This window comes from Kribbella rubisoli (assembly GCF_004217145.1).
In the GTDB taxonomy this organism is placed as follows: Bacteria; Actinomycetota; Actinomycetes; order Propionibacteriales; family Kribbellaceae; genus Kribbella; species Kribbella rubisoli.
In genome coordinates this window covers 147,338-164,217 of sequence record NZ_SHKR01000014.1, presented here as the reverse complement: position 1 = coordinate 164,217, position 16,880 = coordinate 147,338, and the positions used below count along the sequence as shown (strand labels likewise).

Sequence of the window (16,880 nt, the reverse complement as noted above, 5' to 3'; positions counted from 1 at the left end):
CCCCGTCCCCCCGGGATGAGGTCAGTGTGGCACCAGCACCTCATTCACGCCACGATCAAATCCACAGAGATTGCCTCCGGCCCATGAATTGCAACCTCTCCTTGATTCGGTGCGACTTTCGCTAACTAGGCTGGCGGTATGAGCCTCGACATTCCTGACCAGGTCCGCAAGACGGTCATGGCAGACGGGAACGAATCCTGGCTGGACGAGCTGCCGGGCCTGGTCGATTCGCTGGCCCAGGACTGGTCTCTGACGATCGGGTCGAGCTTCGCGGGTGGTCATGCCGCCCTGGTCGTCGAGGTGACGCTGGCTGACGGGACTCCGGCGGTCCTCAAGATCGGTGTGCCGGGTCGCGACGTCGGGCCCGAGGCCACGGTGATGCGCCTGGCGAATGGAGAGGGATGCGCCAGGCTGTTGGCTGAAGACCTGGATCGACAAGCACTTCTGATGGAGCGCCTGGGGAGTCCGATGTACGACGTCGTGGCCGATCCCGCCAGCCGCCACACCTTGCTGTGCGACGTGGCGGTTCGCTTGTGGCGTCCGATCGGTGCCGACGTTGACCTTCGAACCGGTGCGATGCTGGCCGAGCAGTACGCCGATCGGCTGCCGGAGCTGTGGGAGCAGGCGGGACGACCGTGTTCGCCGGCCACTGTGGCGGATGCGCTGGATTGCATGGATCGTCGTCGTGCTGCTCACGACGATCGGTCCGCGGTTCTGGTCCACGGTGATGTCCACGAGATGAACGCCTTGCAGGCGAGCGACGGCACCTACAAGCTCATCGATCCAGCCGGACTGCGGGCCGAACCAGCGTGCGATCTCGGCACCATCGTGCGATGCAATCCCGACCTCGGCGATGATCTCCGGGCGCGGACCGAGCGACTGGCTTCTCGTACGGGCGTGGACGCCACCGCCATCTGGGAATGGGGAACCATCCACCGGGTCTTCAGCGGCGTCTACGCCTGCACCATCGGCTTCCAGCCCTTCGGCAACCTCCTCCTCGCCGAAGCAGACCGCCTTACGGCGTAATCCCCGGATCGTGCAGCAGTCCGAACCGTCGATCCCGGGCTCATCGTCGGTATCGTCGAGGTGTGGCGGGCTGGGAGAGTCTGCGGGTGGATCTGCTGCGGTTGCGTGAGGAGTCGCCGGGGGCGTTGGTGGTGTGGCCGAATCCGCACACCGAGCGGCGGTCCGAGCGGCGGTTTCGGATCGTGTTGGCGGCCTGGGCGACGGAGATTGCGGGCACGCTGAAGGCGAAGTACGGCGACCTGGTGGATCTGCAGGTTGGGGCGATGACCTTTCCGGGCGGAGAGTTGGTGGCGAGTGAGGCTGCGCTCCAGCTGCCGGGAGTCCCTGCCGACGCTGCCGGGCTCGACGTCGAGGCGGTGCGTCCGTTGTCGGTTCGGTCCGGACGGCATGCGGCCGAAGAGCTGCTGGTGACGAATCGCGCCGATCACACGCAGACGTTGATGACCGCGCGGGACCTGCACTCGACGGTGACCGATCGCGCAGGCAACGTCGTTGGTCGGTATGCAGGACCGCGCAATGCGGGACGCCGCGGACTCCCGATTGAGCCTCAGCAGAGCCGGCCTGCAACTGTCTTGATTGGTACGGCCTCGGTGGTTCCTGAGTTGGGGTATGCGGTTCCGCCGGGGGAGTGGAAGCTGGTTGTCTTGTTGGTGACCGACGAGGGGTTCGTGTTGTCGCGGCCGTTGGAGATCACCGTTACGCCGTGAAGACGTTGGGAGTTGGCTTTGAGCGAGCAGGGGTGGCAGCGGTTTCTGGCTGCGGAGGGTGGAGGCGATTGGGTGGTGCTGCACGGCGGCGCGGTGGCGGCCTTCCCGGTGGCGTCGCTGGTTGAGGCGGCGCGGTTGGCTGAGGTGGTAGCTCAGGTTGCAGGTGCCGAGGTGATTCTGACCTTGACCGATCGCCAGCTCACCGTGCGGTTGGCGCGTGGTGTCTTTCAGTTGGAGGAGGCGCATGTTGAGGTGGCGCGGGCGGTCTCGGCGGCAGCTCGAGCGCATGGTGCGACGGCTGATCGGAGCCTGGCGCAGGAGGTGTCGTTTGCTGTGGCGGCTCAGCCTGACGCGATTGATGTCGGGTTCTGGCGCGCGGTTCTTGGGTACGACGAATTGGACTACGACAACGGGGTCGACCCGCTCGGCCACGGATCGACGTTCTGGATGCAGGACCTTGACCCGAACAAGCCCCTCCGACACGCGATGCACGTCGACGTATCCGTCGCCCGCGAACAGGCTGAGCAGCGCCTCGCCGCAGCGCTGGCAGCCGGTGGCCGGATCGTCGATGATTCCACGGCCCCAGGCGCCTGGATCCTCGCCGACCGCGCCGGAAACAAGGTCTGCATCGCCGCCTGGCCTGACGGCGCTCCCGGCCTGGGCTAGGCCGACCTGTCCCCTCCGCCGTCCCCCGGATCGCGCGGGCGTCCACTGGGCCTGGCTACAGGCGGGAGAGTTCCGATGCCACGAACACACTGTCTTGGCCGGTGCAGGAGGAGGTGACGTCTGCGGCGGCTGTGGCGATGGAGCCTCCTCCGAGGGATACCTCGTCACCTACACGGGCGACCGTCTGGCCGGTTGCGTCGATCAGGGCGGACCTGTTGTCGCGGATTGCGACGGTCCAGCCGGCCGGCCAGGCGACGTCGATCAGTCTGTCGCTAGAGGCGATGCTGCCCAGCTCGTCGATGTAGCTGAAAGGAGCGCGGAGTACGAGGCAGTTCGTCGCCGGGTCGACGTCGAGGGTTCCCATCATCTGGGACTGCATCCGCCAGTACGAAATCGTGCGCTGGACCGTCATGCCGGGCAGGCGGGTGTCGGTCATCGGAGCGCCTCCAAAAGGTCGTGAAATCAGTATGGCCTGGCGATAGTGTCGGTCAGGTGAGATGGCTGGAGGACGGGTCGGCGGGGGCGGTTGCGGAGGCGTTGGAGGAGGTTGGGCTCGGCGGATACCCGGTGGTGGTTCGGGAGTCGGTGGGTGGTGACCCGACGTGGTGGTCTGCCAGCGCCGTTGTGGGTGAGCAGTACGTCGTGAAGTTCGCGTGGTCGCAGCCCGCGGCGCTGCGCTTGGCGCACGAGATCGATGTGTTGGCAGCGTTGAAGCCGACAGTTCCGTACCTGCCGGAGGTGGTTGCCAGCAGCACCGATCCGCTGTTGTTGGCGACTGCGCTGGTGCCTGGCGAGTCTTTGTTCGAGGTTGTGGACTCGATCGACCGGGACGAGGCCGGCCGGCAGCTCGCTGAGTTCCTCGGCGAGTTGCACAACCAAACAGAACGTGATTTCCCCGCCGCATCGTTGCAGCCGGCCACGACCGACGTACTGCGTGAGCAGTTCCCGAAATGGGCTCGCCCGGATCAGCGCGCCGACGTGATCAGCTGGTGCGACTGGGCAGACGACGTACTCGCGACGCCGGGTCGGCAGGTGCTGGTGCACGGCGACCTGCACGGCGGGAATCAGGTGTGGGACCACGGGAAGCTCCGTGCGGTGGTGGATTTCGAGACGGCGGGTCTCGCTGATGCGGAGTACGACCTGCGGGTCTTTCCCGGGACGGGTCCAGGCGTTGAGTTGCTGACGGCCACCATGCGTCACTACCCGCAAGAGCTGTCGGTCGAGCGGGTGATGGCGTGGCATCTGCGTACGGCGCTCGCGGACGCCCTATGGCGGAGCGAGGCCGGCGTACCGCTGCCGGACCACCGCACTCCGGAAGCGTGGGTCGATGACCTAGCCGACCGATTCGAAGCTCTCGGTATCAACCCTCAAGGCTGAAGTCCTTGTCCCCGGCCGCCGAAGAGTGGCCTACTGGGTTCACGAGAGGGGGAGATGCGATGAAGCCCTTTGCGGTGCAGGCAAGCGACGGGGTGAGGCTCTCGACTCCGATCAAGGGGTCGGCTGTAGTCCTGGCGGACACGCTGCAGACCAATGGTTCGCTGACGGTGCTGGAGCTGGAGATAGCGGCGTACGACGGGCCGGCGGCCCATACGCACCTTCGTGAGGACGAGGTGTGGTACGTCCTCGACGGTGACTTCCGGTTCAAGGCCGGCGACGAGATGCTGCGAGCCACGACGGGCGGCATGGCCTTCGGCCCACGTGGGGTGCCGCATGCCTTCCAGAACATCGGCGACACGGTGGGACGGTTGCTGATCATCACCACGCCGTCTGGTCTCGAGCGGTTCTTCGAGCAGGCCGGCAAGCTGTCACATCCGGTGGACCCCGAAGAGCTCGCGGCAATCGGCCGCGCCAACTGGCTCGAGTTCGGCGGCCCACCCCTGGCCGTCTCCGACCCGCTCTAGCGGAGCTTGTTGGTGGCGAGCCAGTTGTCGACGTGGCTCATGGTGGTTTGGAGGATGTCGCCGAACAGGATCATGTGGTCGGCGTGGAGGAGTTCCTGGTAGGTGGCGTTGCGGTACTTCGCGGCGGTGGCGCGGCAGACTGCTGGTACGACGGTGCGGTCCTGGGCGCCGCCGAAGATCAGGACCGGGCCGGTGATCGCTGAGTAGTCGACGCGCGAGGCCTTGCGGCGGTCGAGTTGGGGGAAGGCCATCTCGCAGTACGCGCGGCCTGATTCGCAGACGAGGTCCGCGAAGAGCGCGCGGGAGGCCTCCTCCGTCTGCGTGATCCGGCCGCCGACGTGGAACTTGTCCCAGGTCGGCCGGAGCGGCTTGGTCCACGGCCGCGGCTGGAGGTAGTGGCTCAGGAACAGACGGCTCATCGACGGGTACATGGCGAAGATCCCGGCCCCCGGCGCCGGGCATACGCCAATCAGACCGGCGTGCTTGGTCCGCGCCGCGACGAGCTGCGCCAGCAACCCACCCAACGAATGCCCGAGGATCAACGGCGGCGAATCGAGCGCCTCACACACCTCGACCAGATCGTCGGCATAGTCCGTCAGGCTGAGCGACGCGATCTGCGCCGAGCCTTCCTCCAAAGACAGCTCATGGTGGCGCAACGTCGGCGTGTGAACCACAAACCCACGGTCTTCGAAGGCTGCGCGGGCCTCATGGAAATGACTCCCGCGACCCCAGGTCCCGTGGATGAGAACAACATGCTCGACATCGCTCATGTCGCCGAAACCTATCCGACCAGAGTGTGGAGGTCACCCAAGCCGCTCCGGTTCGTGGGTGACTGGTGTGGACTCACCGGCTGAGCGCGATGGGGCGGCATTCATTCATAGGATGGCTTGTATGGCGGACTCGGTGCGGATGGGTGTGGTCGGGGCGGGGAGCATCTCGGTGCGGGGGATCCTGCCGCATTTGTCGCAGCCTGATCTTGCGGGGCGGGTGACCCTTGCCGCTGTGTGCGATCCGGTAGCCGGGCGGGCCGAGGCGGCGGCTGAGCGGTTTGGGGTGGAGCGGGGGTTTACGGCGTACGAGGAGCTGTTGGCTCGGGGTGATGTGGATGCGGTGACGATTGCGTCGCCGATCGGGTTGCACTACGAGCAGGGGAAGCTCGCGTTGCAGGCCGGCAAGCACGTGCACTTCAACAAGACGATGACGATCACCGTTGCCGAGGCCACCGAGTTGATCGAGCTTGCGGCCGCCAACGGGCTGCGGATCGTTGCCTCGCCGGGGGAGATGCTGCGTCCGCACCACATTCGTACGCGCGAGCTCATCGCCGAGGGTGCGATCGGCACGTTGTCGTGGGTGAGCTGCGGCGCGTCGTTCGGTACCTATCACGAGAACGAGTCCGTGCGCGGCGGCAACGACGTACTGAGCAACATCGACCCCTCGTGGTACTTCCGCAAACCCGGCGGCGGGCCGATGTACGACATGACGGTCTACGCGCTGCACACCGTCACCGGCATCCTCGGTACGGCGAAGCGCGTGACGGCGATGTCCGGCGTACGGATCCCGGTCCGCAGCAGCGCAGGCGTCGACGTACAGACCGATGCCGACGACAACACCATCGTGCTGATCGACTTCGGCGACAACGTGTACTGCGTCGCGACCGGCACCGCGGCGGGACCGATCCGCGGCGGTTTCGGCGGCGCGTACTACGGCACGGAAGGCACGATCGACGGCCTCCTGCTCAACGGCGAGCCGTTCGACTTCCCCAACCGCGACCCCGCCGAGCTCGCACCGCGCGGCCCGGGCAACCAGGGGCTCCTCCCGCACGTCACCGGCGCGCACCGCGACATCGAGGAACAGCACGTGTACGAGGACGTCATGCAGCTGGTCGACTGGGTCCGCGACGGCACGCCCTCCATCGTCACCGCCGAACACGCCCGCCACGTCATCGACATCATCGAATCCGCCTACCGCGCCGCAGCCACCGGCCAGACCCAGGAACTCACCACCACCTTCTGACCTACCCTGACCAGCCACGAGCACTGGCCCGCCAAGCTTGAAACGCAGCTGGGCCTGCCTTCTTAACCCTCGCAACAAACCCGATGAAGCTGTTCGGGCGTGAGCGTCTATCGTCTGCGGCATGCAATCTCTGTCTCCACGGGCGCGGGCGCTCGGTGCGGCTGTGCTCTGCCTGGTGATCGCGGTCGCGGCCGGACTCGCGGTGGACAGCCGGCTCGACCGGCATTGGATCCTGCGCGGGCTTACGGCCTTCCTCGCGATCTGCTGTGCGGCGCTGCTGCTGACTGATCAGAGCCGGCGGCTCCGGCAGATCATCACGGCGATCGGGCTGGCGATGTTTGGACTGATCATCCCCTGGTCGCAGACGACGTGGTCGAAGCCGCCGGAGATCAAGTTCGCGCTGCAGGTCGCGACCGACGCGAAGAGCGCGGCCGAGAAGGCATCCAGCAGCAGCGTCACGGTCGCGAACGTGAAGACCGCGGCCGAGGCGCACGGCGGCGCCGTCGGCTCCTTCCCCACCGAGAAGACCCCGCAGGTGCACGGCGCGGACGCGTTCCCGGTCATCGTCCGCGCCAAGCGCGACCAGGGCCGCCCGTGGGCCTGCGTCTCGTTCACCGGCCTCGACGCAAAGGTCCGCCCCTGCTGAGATCCGCGGGAGGACAGGAGGTGTCGGTCCGATCGCCGATCCTCGACAGCTCTTCAGGCGTGAGTCGCCGGTGTAGTACACATATACGTCCTGTCCTCAGGTACGCCGGGCCAGCTCCACGACGGCCGGGAACCAGGCGGACAACTGCCCAGGATCCGTGATCGCCCGCCACACTTTCTCCGGCGGATGCGGAAACAGCCGCACGAACCTGATCGCCACCCGCCCGTCCTCGGCCTCGAACACGCTCCCTCGCCGACTGTCCATGCCCTCAATATAACCCAGCAGGCATATAAACCATCAGGGGATCGGCGTCGCCGCGTCGAACCACCCGGCCGGGTCGTTCGGTGAGGCGGTCAGTACAAACGACGCTAAGGTCCGATCTGCTGAGTCCAGGTTGCGAGCAATCGATTTCCCATACGCCCGATCACCGCTAGGGTCGCGGGTATGACTCTTGGGAATCTCACCGGTATCAGTGCGCTCGCCGATGTCGAGTCGCGGTCCATCAGTGCGGAGAACCCGACCGGCGAGCCCGGTCAGGGTGGGCGGCGGACAGAGGGGACCGGGGCGCATGCGGCCCGCGATCTCGGTCAGGGGTGGAAGGTCTCGCCGTCGATCGAGATCGGGCCGGGGGAGACCGCGACGCTGGCGGATATCGCCGGCTCCGGCTGCGTCACCCACATCTGGCTGACCACGCACGTCGACCACTGGCGCCGGCTGGTGCTGCGCGGCTACTGGGACGGCGACACCGCGCCGGCGATCGAGACTCCGGTCGGCGACTTCTTCTGCTCCGGCTGGGGCAAGTTCGCGCAGGTCAGCTCGCTGCCCGTCGCGGTGAACCCGAACGGCGGTTTCAACTGCTACTGGGAGATGCCGTTCAAGGAGCACGCCACGTTCACGCTGGAGAACACGCACGACGAGAAGGTGGTCGTGTATTTCCAGGTGGACTACTGGCTCGGCGCTGTGCCCGACAAGTCGGCGTACCTGCATGCGCAGTGGCGGCGGAGCAATCCGCTCGAGTCGAAGACTGTTCACACCCTGCTGGACGGTGTGGAGGGGCCGGGGCACTACGTCGGCACCTACCTGGCCTGGGGCGTCAACAGCACCGGGTGGTGGGGTGAGGGTGAGGTGAAGTTCTACCTGGACGGTGACGACGAGTTCCCGACCATCTGCGGCACTGGTACCGAGGACTACTTCGGCGGCGCGTGGAACTTCGATGTACCTCACCTGGGCGGCTACACCGAGTTCAGTACGCCGTACCTCGGTATGCCGCAGGTGATCCGCCCGGACGGGCAGTACCAGAGCCAGCAACGCTTCGGCATGTACCGCTTCCATCTGCCAGACCCGATCCGCTTCAAGGAGAAGCTGCGCGTCGACGTACAGGCTCTCGGCTGGCGCTCCGGCGGCCGCTACTTGCCGCTCCAGGACGACATCGCATCGACCGCCTTCTTCTACTCCGGCAGGACGAGTACGGAGCGGCCGGACGCCCCGACCCACGACGTCATGGAGATCTGCTAACCCGCCTGGGTCTCGATCCACCGTCGAGGCCACCGCGATGGATTAAGGCGTGGGCAAAGGATTCTGCAGAGCCGTGTCGGCGAGGACGACGAGCGCCGCGGTCCACGCGAGCGGCGCCTCGCCGGCCGGCTCCAGATCCCGGTTCACCTTTTCCGGCAAGGCACCGGTGCTGGTCCGATGCTGATCGAGCCATGACAGCAGGGTGTTCGCCGTGGCCTGATCCCCGCGCGCTGCAGCGCTCAGCGCGAACAATGCGGTCTGAGGGGTCCAAGACACTCCGTCGGCGCGCCAGGATTCGCCGGGAGTCACACCACCGTTGGGCTGCGTGAGTACGGCGTGCGCGCGGTCGATCGCGGTCGAGACGACGGCACGGGCCGGGGCGAACGGCGGACCGAGGACCGTTACGATCGCGTCCGCGCCACCGCCGATGCTGACCGGTTCGACCCCCGGCTCGACGAAGCTCGTCGCTGCCGCCGGAGTGCGTGGATAGTCCGGTCCGAAGACCCGATCGGTTGCTGCCGACAACGTTTCGAGCGCGGCTTGCCAGCGGGTCGCCTCAGCCGGCTGGTGCTGGTCGGTGGCGATCCGGACCGCCGACCGCAGCCCGGTCAGGAGCGGCGCGACCGTGCCGAGAGTCAGCTCCGTCTCACGCCGCTCCCAGTAGTCCGACGACGGTGCGGGCAATCCGTCCGGCGCGAGCTCGGTGACGATCTGGTCGGCCGACTCGCGGACCATCTCCCAGTACCTGTCGCCCGCCCGGCAGAACCAGGTCGCCCACAGCACCCACCCGGACCCGTCCAGCTGCGACGCGCGACCGTCGTCAACCCGCCCGCCGGTCTCGGTGTACCGCGCCTCCCACCGTCCCGTCGACGGCCGGACGCGATTCAGAAACGCCAGTACGTCGAGCGCCTCGTCGTACTGGCCGATCGCGCACCGGGCGACGGCGACGAACGACGCGTCCCGCGGCCAGACATACCGCCACGGGCCGTTCCAGCCGGCCAGCGTGGCGCCGTTCGGGAGCGTGAGACCGTCCAGGTCGGCCAGTGCGTGCTGCACCAGGTCGTCGTACTTGCCGCTGACGAGGGCGGAGTCGGCGTGCGTGGCCGTACGGCCGGGGATGCCGTCCGAGACGAGGCGGGGCTGCGGGTTGCGGATCAGGTTGCTGGTCGTCCCGGCGGCAAGGATCGCGAGCAGAAGGGCAATGACGGCGTACGGGAACCAGCGGTGCCGGCTGCCTCCCCGCATAGTCCCCTCCTATTGAGCCAGGTGCTGCACTTCCGCCTCGAATTTACGCCGCGGCGCCAGCTCGACCAGGTACATCGCCGACACCACCAGCGCTCCACCCACCAGCATCCGCCACGTGAGGCTGTCGGAGCCGAACAGTACTGCGAACGTCGAGGCGAACACTGGCTCCATTGTCATCGCAATCGCGGCCCGCGTGGGAGTCAGGTGTGCCTGCGCCCACGTCTGCACGATCAGCGCGAGCGCTCCGGCGACCAGCGCCATATAGACCACCGCGACCCAGTCGCGCCCGGAGCTCGGCACCGAGAACCCGCCGGGCAGCGCGCCGATCCCGCAGACGCACGTGATCACGATCATCTGCAGCGCCGACAATCCGAACGCGTTTTTCGGGGTCGACCACGCGCCCAGCCCGATGATGTGCAGCGCATAGAGCCCGGCGGAGGCCAGCGTCAGCAGCTCGCCGGTGCCGAGCGTCAGCCCGCGCAGGGACAGTACGCCGAGGCCGACCGTGGCGAGGATCACGGCGAACCAGGCCCAGCGGCCGATCTTGTGCCGCAGGATGACCGCGCCGAGCAGCGGGGTGAAGACGACGTACATGCCGGTGACGAAGCCGGACACGCTCGCCGAGGTGTGCCGCAGGCCTTCGGTCTGCACGAGCTGGGCGATGCCGTAGGTGATGCCCAGGGCAACGGCCCGCCCGCGGTCCAGGCGGCTCAGCTTCGAGATGGCCGGCGGATGGATCAGCACCAGCGCGACCGACGCGATCAGGAATCGCAACGCCAGGTAGTCGGCGACGTCCATCCTGGTGAGCAGGTCCTTGGTCAGGAAGAACGTCGACCCCCACGCCGCCGCGACCGCCAGCAGGGCGAGTACGGCGATACGCGGGCGGTTCACGCCGCACATCACATCAGAAGCCTTCAGTAGAAGGCAAAACGGGCTAGAGCACTGTGATGATGACCGTGCTGCCCGGCTGCGCCTTCTTTCCGGCGCTCGGGTTCTGCGCGGCGACGATGTTGAGCCCCAGGTTGAACGGCGCCTTCTGCACCGTCACCTTGAAGCCCGCGTCGGTGAGGATCTTCTGCGCGTCCGCGGTGCTCTTCCGCTTGACGTCCGGTACGTCGACCAGCGGCGGGCCGAGCGAGACCACCATCGTGACCTTGTCCTTGGCGAACAACGTGCCGCTGTTCGGGGTCTGGCTGATCACGTTGCCCTCGGCGACCTTCTCGTCGTACTGCGTGGTGCGGCCGACGGTGAAGCCGAGCTTGCGGAGTGCCTTGCTGGCGTCGTGGTAGGACTTGCCGGTCCAGTCGGGCACGGTGATCGGCCGTTTGCCCTTGCTGACCGCGAAGTTCACCGCTGTGCCCGGCTTGACGACCGTGTTGAACCGCGGGCTGATCGCCATCACCCTGCCCTCCGGCACGGTCTCGCTGTACTGCTCTTTGATCTGCCCGGTGATCAGTTTGATCGGCGACAACGCCTGCTGAGCGGCGTCCAGTTGCAGACCGACGAGCTGCGGCACCCGGTAGCGCTCAGGGCCCTTCGAAACGGTGAGACCGATATCACCGTTCTTCCGGATCCGATCGCCGGCCGCCGGGTCGGTCCGCATGACCGATCCCAAGGGCACGTCCTCGGAGTAGTCCTGGTTGTCCAGGCTCGTGCGCAGGCCGGACTTCTCCGCCTCCGCTGCTGCGACCGCGGGCGCCATGCTCACCAGGTTGGGCGTGGAGGTGTAGCGGTGGATGCCGTAGTACCAGGCCGCTGTGCCGATGGCGATCGCTGCGGCCAGGATGACGATCAGGGCGATCGGTCCGCGGTTTCTGCGCTGCTGCTGCTGCTGCTGCCGCTGCTGCTGGGGTCCGGTCGGTGGCTTGGCCGGAGCGCCGGTCGGCCGACCACGATCCACCGGCACGACGATGGTGTCGTGGCGGAGCGGTTCGCTGTCGAGCGGTGCCTCTCCGCGCGTGTAGCCGTCGTCGTACCCGCTGTCCTGCCGGATCTGCTGGATCGGCACAGTCAGGTCGCCGGTCAGCTCCGGGTCGTCCGGCAGCCCTTCCTCGAGCGCGCTGCGTACGCGATGCACCTGTCGGCTGAACACCCGCGCGTCGGTCGGCCGCAGGTCCCGGTCACGCGCGGTCGCACGCTGCACGAGCGCATCGACGTACGGCGGGATGCTCGGCACTTCGAGCGACGGAGCGGGTACGTCGGCGTGGACGTGCGCGTACGCGACCTGGATCGGGGTGTCGCCGGAGTGGGGCTTGTTGCCGGTGAGCAACTCGTACAGGAGGATGCCGGCCGAGTAGACGTCCGAGCGGGCGTCCGCACTGCCGTCGGTGACCAGCTCTGGCGCCAGGTACGACACCGTGCCCATCAGGAGACCCTGTGTGGCGGTGTTGCCGCTTGCGCTGACCGCACGGGCCAGGCCGAAGTCGGCGACCTTCACAGCGCCCTTGTCGGAGATCAGCACGTTCTCGGGCTTGATGTCGCGGTGCACGATGCCGGCGTCGTGAGCGGCCGACAGCGCGGACAGGACCGGGGTGAGCAGGTCGAGCGCGCGGGCGGGGGACAGCGGTGCCTGCTCGCGGATGACGTCACGCAGCGTGCGGCCCGGCACGTACTCCATCGCCAGGAACAGCGTGCCGTCGTCGTCACCCTGGTCGAAGACCGCGACCACGTTCGGGTTCGAGAGGCGGGCGGCGGCCCGGGCCTCGGCCACGAACCGGCGGGCGAACTGCGCGTCGTCACCGAGTCCGTCGTGCATCACCTTGAGCGCGACGGTGCGGTCCAGCCGGGTGTCGAGAGCCCGGTAGACGGTCGCCATGCCGCCCTTCGCGACACGCGCGTCCACGCGGTACCGGCCGTCGAGCACTCGCCCGACGAGGCGGTCGCTGACCTGCGTGTCCACGTCATCCGTCACTTGCGGTGAGCCGCCTCTCCAAACGTTCTGCTCAGAGAGTGTAGATAACGCCTCAGCGTGACTGGCTCAGGCTCACCGCAGGGGGTCCCAACCGCGTTCGAGCTGAGCCTTGATCCGGAGCACATTCTTGACGTACAGCTTCGTGTCCGGATACACGCCGTTCTTCTTCACGCCGCCCAGGCCCTGGTAGTACCCGGCGACCGCGAGGTCGAGGCGGGCCGCGCCGGTCAGCCGGCTCAGCAGCACGACTCCGGCGGTGACGTTGTCCTGCGGCTTGAGCAGGTCGAGCTTGCGGCCGACGATGCTCGAGGCGAACTTGCCGGTCGACGGGATCACCTGCATCGCGCCGATCGCGTTGGCGGGGGAGACGACCCGTTGCTTCCAGCCGGACTCCTGCCAGCTCACCGCGAGCGCGAGCTGCGGGTCGACGCCGTACCGCTTCGAGGTCGTCACGATCAGTGACCGCATCTGCGTCCGGGTCTGCAGCTTGCGCTGCTTCAGGATCGCCCGGTTGCGGTTGGCCTGCGCGACGATGTGATCGGCGTACGTGCGGCCGGCGAACGTGTTGTCGGTGCGTGCCTTCTTGGGCGGCTTCTTCGGGTGCAGCTTCACCGGGACCTGCAGCGGCTTGCCGGCGTAGATGCGGTCGCCGGAGCGCAGCCCGTTCGCGGCGAGCAGGTTGGCTTGCGAGCACTTGAACCGCTTCGCGATCTTCGAGACGGTGTCGCCGCGTTTGACGACGTACGTCACCCGGCCGAGCTGGGAACGCTTGGCCGGCTGAGCGGTCCTCGTGGGCGACCTCTTGGCGGGGACCTTCAGGACCTCGCCCGCGTAGATCGCGTTGCCGTTGCCGGGCAGCTTGTTCAGCGCGACCAGCGTCATGACCGACGTGCCGTAGCGGCCGGCGATGTGGCTGAGGGTGTCGCCCTGCTTCACCTTGTACGCGCCGAAGCCGGGTGAGCCGGCCGTGATCACGGCCGCGGTCAGGACCGGCACGGCGAGTCCGCTCAGCACCCGTAGGACCTTGTGCATGGCAACCATCTCCCCGTGTGACGTCCTGTTGACCGTAAGCGCTGGTACAGGTGTGACAACAGGGGGCCATGGGGTGCGTGTTACGCCTGTGATGCAATGTTTACAATTCAAGGCTGAACTACATTGTTGTCGTTCACAAGCATTCCGGTTGCTGCAGGCAACTGTGAGTCAGTGCCCGAACCGACTGGCGAGCCTGAACCGGCTGGCGAGGAAGGGTTTCGCGAGATCCGGCAGCGTTCCGGTGCGGACGGTCTCGGCCAGCACCTGCGCGGTGACCGGCGTCAGCAGCACGCCGTTCCGGTAGTGGCCAGTTGCCCAAAGCAACCGATCCAGACCGGACGGTCCGAGGATCGGCGCATTGTCCGGAGTCGCGGGACGGAGGCCGGCGATCGCCTCGACCAGTTCGAGCTCGTCGATGATCGGCAGGACGGTCCGGGCGTCGCGCAGCAGTGCGAACACGCCGCCCGCCAGCACGCGAGTGTCGTAGCCGAGCTCGGTGGTGGTCGCGCCAACGACGAGCTCGCCACCAGGCCGCGGCACCAGGTAGACGGAGAAGCCACGCGCCGTCGCCCGCACGGTGTGCTGCAGCGCAGGACGGTATGCCTCGGGCACTCGCAGTCGCAGTACCTCACCCTTGACGGGGCGGACCGGCGGACGCAGTTCCTCGGGTACGCCGTCGAGCTGCGACGACCACGGTCCGGTCGCAGCGATCACGTGACCCGCCTGCACGGTGTCGCCGTTTTCCAGCAGTACGCCGACAGCCGTCGTACCGGACGTGAGGACGCGAGACACGCGTTGGCGGATGAGTTGGACGCCGGAGAGGTCGACGGCGCGCAGGAGGGTGGCGACCGCTTGCCTGTTGTCGACGGAGTGGTCACCCGGGACCCAGACGCCACCGGACACGCCTGTGGCGAGTAGTGGTTCGCGACGGCGGGCGTCGCGACCGGACAGCTCTTCCACCTCGAGTCCGAGCCGGTGCTGGTAGTCGGCGAGCCTGCGGAGCGCTGCTGCGTCGTCGACGTCGTACGCGACCGACAGCGTGCCGGTCCGGTGCAGGCCGGCGGGTTGGCCGGTCAGCTCTTCCAGTTCCTCGGCGAAGGCGGGCCAGGCGTTCACGGACGCGAGGTTGAGTGCCAGCAGGTCGTCCTCGCCGTACTCGACCTCGGTGACCGGTGCGAGCATTCCTGCAGCGACGTTGGAGGTCTGAGCGCCCGGTGTCGGGTCGCACACCGTCACCTGGACACCGTCCGCGGCCAGTCGCCATGCGGTCGCAAGACCGATGAGTCCGGCGCCGATCACCACCACGTCAGGCATGGCACAGAGCCTACGGCTGCGCTGGCATGGCAGGCTTTGGGGTGTGACTGACCACACCGAACGGCTCGACGACGCCCGCCTCTACCTGTGTACGGATGCCCGCGAGAAGCAGGGTGACCTCGAGCAGTTCCTCGACGCTGCCCTGGCCGGCGGCGTGGACATCGTGCAGCTCCGGCAGAAGGAGATGGAGGCCGCCGACGAGCTGGCTGCGCTGGAAGTGTTCGCCGACGCGTGCAAGCGGCACGGCAAGCTGCTGGCAGTCAACGACCGCGCTGACATCGCCTTCGCCGCAGGAGCCGACGTACTGCACCTGGGGCAGCGTGACTTGCCGGTGCATGCCGCTCGAGCGGTCACCGGACCGGGGCCGATCATCGGGCGGTCGACGCACACATTCAGCCAGGTGAACGCCGCGGTGGCCGAGCAGGGGTCGGACTACTTCTGTGTCGGTCCGACGTGGGCGACGCCGACCAAGCCGGGACGTCAGGCCGCCGGTCTGGAGCTGGTGTCGTACGCCGCGGGCCGCCGCCAGTCGAAGCCGTGGTTCGCGATCGGCGGGATCGACCTGGAGCGGCTGGACGACGTACTCGAAGCGGGTGCGACGCGCGTGGTCGTCGTACGCGCGATCACCGACGCGGACGACCCGGGGGAGGCGGCCGCCGAGTTCAGTCGGAGACTTCGGTGATCAACAACCCGAAGGCCGCGCGGATCGTCGCGGTCGTGGTGATCGCCATGCTGGTGATCACCCTGGCGGCATCGCTGTTCGGGTGCTCGGCGGACACGAAGGCCTCCAGCGACGTCGATCCGGAGAGCGGTCTCAAGATCGTCGCGGTGGCCGACCTGCCGAAGGAGGCGCAGGCCACGCTGAAGCTGATCGACCAGGGCGGACCGTACCCGTACAGCCGCGACGGCGTGGTGTTCGGGAATCTTGAGAAGATTCTTCCGAAGCACGACCGCGGCTACTACCACGAGTACACCGTGAAGACGCCGGGCGAGAAGGACCGTGGTGCCCGCCGGATCGTGACCGGTAACGCTCAGGAGCGTTACTACACGGACGACCACTACAAGTCCTTCCGCCGCATCGCGGAAGACGGGGGAACTTCATGACCGATCTACGCGCGCTGCTGTCGGACGGGCTCCGTCCGGGCGTCTACCGCTGGCCATCGACGGCAACTGCCGACCAGGTACGCCGTGATGCTGCCGACGCCGGGTTCGGATTCGTCCTGCTCGACACCGCCGAGATCCAGGACAAGGCAGGGTTCCTGGACCTGTGTGCGACTGCCTTCGACCTGCCGCGCTGGTTCGGCCGGAACTGGGACGCGCTGGCCGACTCGCTCAGCGACCGGTCGACCGGAGAGCCCGAGGTCGTGCTGTGGTCGGGCCTACGGCACCTGCTCGAGCACGACCATGACACCGTCGACGTGGCCCTGCAGATCTTCGCCGAGGACACCACCAACTCCGGTCAGCTCCGGGTCCTCATCCACGAGCGGGCCGGCGCCGAAGCGCCGGACCTGTTGGGCTCACTGCCGATCCTGTAGGCGCTCGGTCAGCTCGTCGAGATCCTCGGCGAACAAGAGATTGCGGCCGCGGTTGCTCTCCCGGACCCAGTCGGCCAGCGGCTTGCTCGCCGCGACGCGCGACGAGATGTCGCCGACGACGGCAAGGCCCATCTGGTACATCACGAACTTCTGCGTGATCGCACCGGCCAGCCCGGTCCGCAGTTCGAAGAACTCGTCACCGAGCTGCTCCGGCGTGAACGCGATCCACTCGGCCCCGTGTGCGTAGTGCGCGTCGACGATGAGCTGCACGGCGTCGCCCTCGGTGGCGACGGCCGTGTCACTGACGAACACCTTCACGCCGGCAAGCTCAACCATGTGCTTCAAAATACCTTATCTATCCCTCTGTTG

20 protein-coding genes are annotated in these 16,880 nt (G+C 67.4%); 11 read left to right on the top strand and 9 right to left on the bottom strand.

Annotated features, from left to right (window positions below):
* Positions 1 to 138: 138 nt before the first annotated feature.
* The 3 genes from EV645_RS26395 to EV645_RS26385 all read left to right on the top strand — a co-directional run bounded on the left by EV645_RS26395 (position 139) and on the right by EV645_RS26385 (position 2,399).
* Positions 139 to 1,026 (top strand): aminoglycoside phosphotransferase family protein, encoded by an 888-nt coding sequence (locus tag EV645_RS26395; protein WP_130446708.1) that lies wholly within the window; start codon positions 139 to 141, stop codon positions 1,024 to 1,026.
* Positions 1,027 to 1,088: 62 nt separating this feature from the next.
* Positions 1,089 to 1,733 (top strand): hypothetical protein, encoded by a 645-nt coding sequence (locus EV645_RS26390; RefSeq protein WP_130446707.1) that lies wholly within the window; start codon positions 1,089 to 1,091, stop codon positions 1,731 to 1,733.
* Between the two features lie 18 nt (positions 1,734 to 1,751).
* A complete protein-coding gene (locus EV645_RS26385; RefSeq protein ID WP_130446706.1) occupies positions 1,752 to 2,399 on the top strand; it encodes a VOC family protein in 648 nt (215 codons plus the stop codon).
* A gap of 55 nt (positions 2,400 to 2,454) precedes the next feature.
* Here EV645_RS26385 and EV645_RS26380 read toward each other — a convergent pair whose 3' ends face one another.
* On the bottom strand, positions 2,455 to 2,835 hold the full coding sequence (locus EV645_RS26380; RefSeq protein WP_130446705.1) for a hypothetical protein: 381 nt from the start codon (positions 2,833 to 2,835) through the stop codon (positions 2,455 to 2,457).
* 56 nt (positions 2,836 to 2,891) lie between these two features.
* Here EV645_RS26380 and EV645_RS26375 point away from each other — a divergent pair, with 56 nt between their 5' ends.
* On the top strand, positions 2,892 to 3,776 hold the full coding sequence (locus tag EV645_RS26375; RefSeq protein WP_198681869.1) for a phosphotransferase family protein: 885 nt from the start codon (positions 2,892 to 2,894) through the stop codon (positions 3,774 to 3,776).
* A gap of 59 nt (positions 3,777 to 3,835) precedes the next feature.
* Positions 3,836 to 4,300 (top strand): cupin domain-containing protein, encoded by a 465-nt coding sequence (locus EV645_RS26370; protein WP_130446704.1) that lies wholly within the window; start codon positions 3,836 to 3,838, stop codon positions 4,298 to 4,300.
* On the opposite strand, the gene EV645_RS26365 is transcribed toward EV645_RS26370, so the two are convergent.
* On the bottom strand, positions 4,297 to 5,070 hold the full coding sequence (locus EV645_RS26365; protein ID WP_130446703.1) for an alpha/beta hydrolase: 774 nt from the start codon (positions 5,068 to 5,070) through the stop codon (positions 4,297 to 4,299). The genes EV645_RS26370 and EV645_RS26365 overlap by 4 nt on opposite strands.
* A gap of 121 nt (positions 5,071 to 5,191) precedes the next feature.
* On the opposite strand from EV645_RS26365, the gene EV645_RS26360 reads away from it, so the two are divergent.
* Complete coding sequence (locus tag EV645_RS26360) at positions 5,192 to 6,313, top strand: Gfo/Idh/MocA family protein (RefSeq protein WP_130446702.1); 1,122 nt, start codon at positions 5,192 to 5,194, stop codon at positions 6,311 to 6,313.
* A gap of 121 nt (positions 6,314 to 6,434) precedes the next feature.
* Positions 6,435 to 6,959, top strand: coding sequence for a hypothetical protein (locus tag EV645_RS26355; RefSeq protein WP_130446701.1), 525 nt, complete (start codon positions 6,435 to 6,437; stop codon positions 6,957 to 6,959).
* A gap of 96 nt (positions 6,960 to 7,055) precedes the next feature.
* On the opposite strand, the gene EV645_RS26350 is transcribed toward EV645_RS26355, so the two are convergent.
* The gene (locus EV645_RS26350) at positions 7,056 to 7,223 is read right to left on the bottom strand and encodes an SRPBCC domain-containing protein (RefSeq protein ID WP_130446700.1); all 168 of its coding nucleotides are present in this window, start codon (positions 7,221 to 7,223) and stop codon (positions 7,056 to 7,058) included.
* A gap of 180 nt (positions 7,224 to 7,403) precedes the next feature.
* Between EV645_RS26350 and EV645_RS26345 the strand changes: the two genes are divergently transcribed.
* Positions 7,404 to 8,474 (top strand): glycoside hydrolase family 172 protein, encoded by a 1,071-nt coding sequence (locus tag EV645_RS26345; RefSeq protein WP_130446699.1) that lies wholly within the window; start codon positions 7,404 to 7,406, stop codon positions 8,472 to 8,474.
* 42 nt (positions 8,475 to 8,516) lie between these two features.
* Here the strand turns inward: EV645_RS26345 and EV645_RS26340 are convergent, their stop codons facing one another.
* The 5 genes from EV645_RS26340 to thiO all read right to left on the bottom strand — a co-directional run bounded on the left by EV645_RS26340 (position 8,517) and on the right by thiO (position 14,976).
* Positions 8,517 to 9,719: a glycoside hydrolase family 15 protein gene (locus tag EV645_RS26340; protein ID WP_130446698.1), complete on the bottom strand. Its 1,203-nt coding sequence runs from the start codon at positions 9,717 to 9,719 to the stop codon at positions 8,517 to 8,519.
* A gap of 9 nt (positions 9,720 to 9,728) precedes the next feature.
* Positions 9,729 to 10,619, bottom strand: a complete 891-nt coding sequence (locus EV645_RS26335) for a DMT family transporter (RefSeq protein WP_130446697.1) — start codon at positions 10,617 to 10,619, stop codon at positions 9,729 to 9,731.
* 34 nt (positions 10,620 to 10,653) lie between these two features.
* Complete coding sequence (pknB, locus tag EV645_RS26330; RefSeq protein WP_130446696.1) at positions 10,654 to 12,630, bottom strand: Stk1 family PASTA domain-containing Ser/Thr kinase; 1,977 nt, start codon at positions 12,628 to 12,630, stop codon at positions 10,654 to 10,656.
* Between the two features lie 72 nt (positions 12,631 to 12,702).
* Entirely contained in the window at positions 12,703 to 13,662 is a 960-nt protein-coding gene (locus tag EV645_RS26325; RefSeq protein WP_242000668.1) for a lytic transglycosylase domain-containing protein, read from the bottom strand.
* A gap of 168 nt (positions 13,663 to 13,830) precedes the next feature.
* Positions 13,831 to 14,976 (bottom strand): glycine oxidase ThiO, encoded by a 1,146-nt coding sequence (thiO, locus tag EV645_RS26320; RefSeq protein ID WP_130446694.1) that lies wholly within the window; start codon positions 14,974 to 14,976, stop codon positions 13,831 to 13,833.
* Between the two features lie 43 nt (positions 14,977 to 15,019).
* Here thiO and thiE point away from each other — a divergent pair, with 43 nt between their 5' ends.
* The 3 genes from thiE to EV645_RS26305 are packed head-to-tail and all read left to right on the top strand — an operon-like array spanning position 15,020 to position 16,511.
* Positions 15,020 to 15,658, top strand: coding sequence for a thiamine phosphate synthase (gene thiE / locus EV645_RS26315; RefSeq protein ID WP_206751454.1), 639 nt, complete (start codon positions 15,020 to 15,022; stop codon positions 15,656 to 15,658).
* Complete coding sequence (locus EV645_RS26310) at positions 15,655 to 16,080, top strand: guanyl-specific ribonuclease (RefSeq protein WP_198681868.1); 426 nt, start codon at positions 15,655 to 15,657, stop codon at positions 16,078 to 16,080. Before thiE ends, EV645_RS26310 begins: the two co-directional genes overlap by 4 nt.
* Positions 16,077 to 16,511: a barstar family protein gene (locus EV645_RS26305; protein ID WP_130446692.1), complete on the top strand. Its 435-nt coding sequence runs from the start codon at positions 16,077 to 16,079 to the stop codon at positions 16,509 to 16,511. The genes EV645_RS26310 and EV645_RS26305 overlap by 4 nt, the downstream gene beginning before the upstream one ends.
* On the opposite strand, the gene EV645_RS26300 is transcribed toward EV645_RS26305, so the two are convergent.
* Positions 16,494 to 16,847, bottom strand: coding sequence for a DUF4180 domain-containing protein (locus EV645_RS26300; RefSeq protein WP_130446691.1), 354 nt, complete (start codon positions 16,845 to 16,847; stop codon positions 16,494 to 16,496). The two genes, EV645_RS26305 and EV645_RS26300, sit on opposite strands and share 18 nt — an antisense overlap.
* Between the last annotated feature and the right edge of the window lie 33 nt (positions 16,848 to 16,880).

What these genes read in the sequence shown, in the direction of transcription:
- EV645_RS26395 (WP_130446708.1), top strand. Translation starts at nt 139, where the DNA reads ATGAGCCTCGACATTCCTGACCAGGTCCGCAAGACGGTCATGGCAGAC.
- EV645_RS26380 (WP_130446705.1), bottom strand. Translation starts at nt 2,835, where the DNA reads ATGACCGACACCCGCCTGCCCGGCATGACGGTCCAGCGCACGATTTCG.
- EV645_RS26370 (WP_130446704.1), top strand. Translation starts at nt 3,836, where the DNA reads ATGAAGCCCTTTGCGGTGCAGGCAAGCGACGGGGTGAGGCTCTCGACT.
- EV645_RS26365 (WP_130446703.1), bottom strand. Translation starts at nt 5,070, where the DNA reads ATGAGCGATGTCGAGCATGTTGTTCTCATCCACGGGACCTGGGGTCGC.
- EV645_RS26360 (WP_130446702.1), top strand. Translation starts at nt 5,192, where the DNA reads ATGGCGGACTCGGTGCGGATGGGTGTGGTCGGGGCGGGGAGCATCTCG.
- EV645_RS26355 (WP_130446701.1), top strand. Translation starts at nt 6,435, where the DNA reads ATGCAATCTCTGTCTCCACGGGCGCGGGCGCTCGGTGCGGCTGTGCTC.
- EV645_RS26350 (WP_130446700.1), bottom strand. Translation starts at nt 7,223, where the DNA reads ATGGACAGTCGGCGAGGGAGCGTGTTCGAGGCCGAGGACGGGCGGGTG.
- EV645_RS26345 (WP_130446699.1), top strand. Translation starts at nt 7,404, where the DNA reads ATGACTCTTGGGAATCTCACCGGTATCAGTGCGCTCGCCGATGTCGAG.
- EV645_RS26340 (WP_130446698.1), bottom strand. Translation starts at nt 9,719, where the DNA reads ATGCGGGGAGGCAGCCGGCACCGCTGGTTCCCGTACGCCGTCATTGCC.
- EV645_RS26335 (WP_130446697.1), bottom strand. Translation starts at nt 10,619, where the DNA reads ATGTGCGGCGTGAACCGCCCGCGTATCGCCGTACTCGCCCTGCTGGCG.
- EV645_RS26325 (WP_242000668.1), bottom strand. Translation starts at nt 13,662, where the DNA reads ATGCACAAGGTCCTACGGGTGCTGAGCGGACTCGCCGTGCCGGTCCTG.
- thiO (WP_130446694.1), bottom strand. Translation starts at nt 14,976, where the DNA reads ATGCCTGACGTGGTGGTGATCGGCGCCGGACTCATCGGTCTTGCGACC.
- EV645_RS26305 (WP_130446692.1), top strand. Translation starts at nt 16,077, where the DNA reads ATGACCGATCTACGCGCGCTGCTGTCGGACGGGCTCCGTCCGGGCGTC.
- EV645_RS26300 (WP_130446691.1), bottom strand. Translation starts at nt 16,847, where the DNA reads ATGGTTGAGCTTGCCGGCGTGAAGGTGTTCGTCAGTGACACGGCCGTC.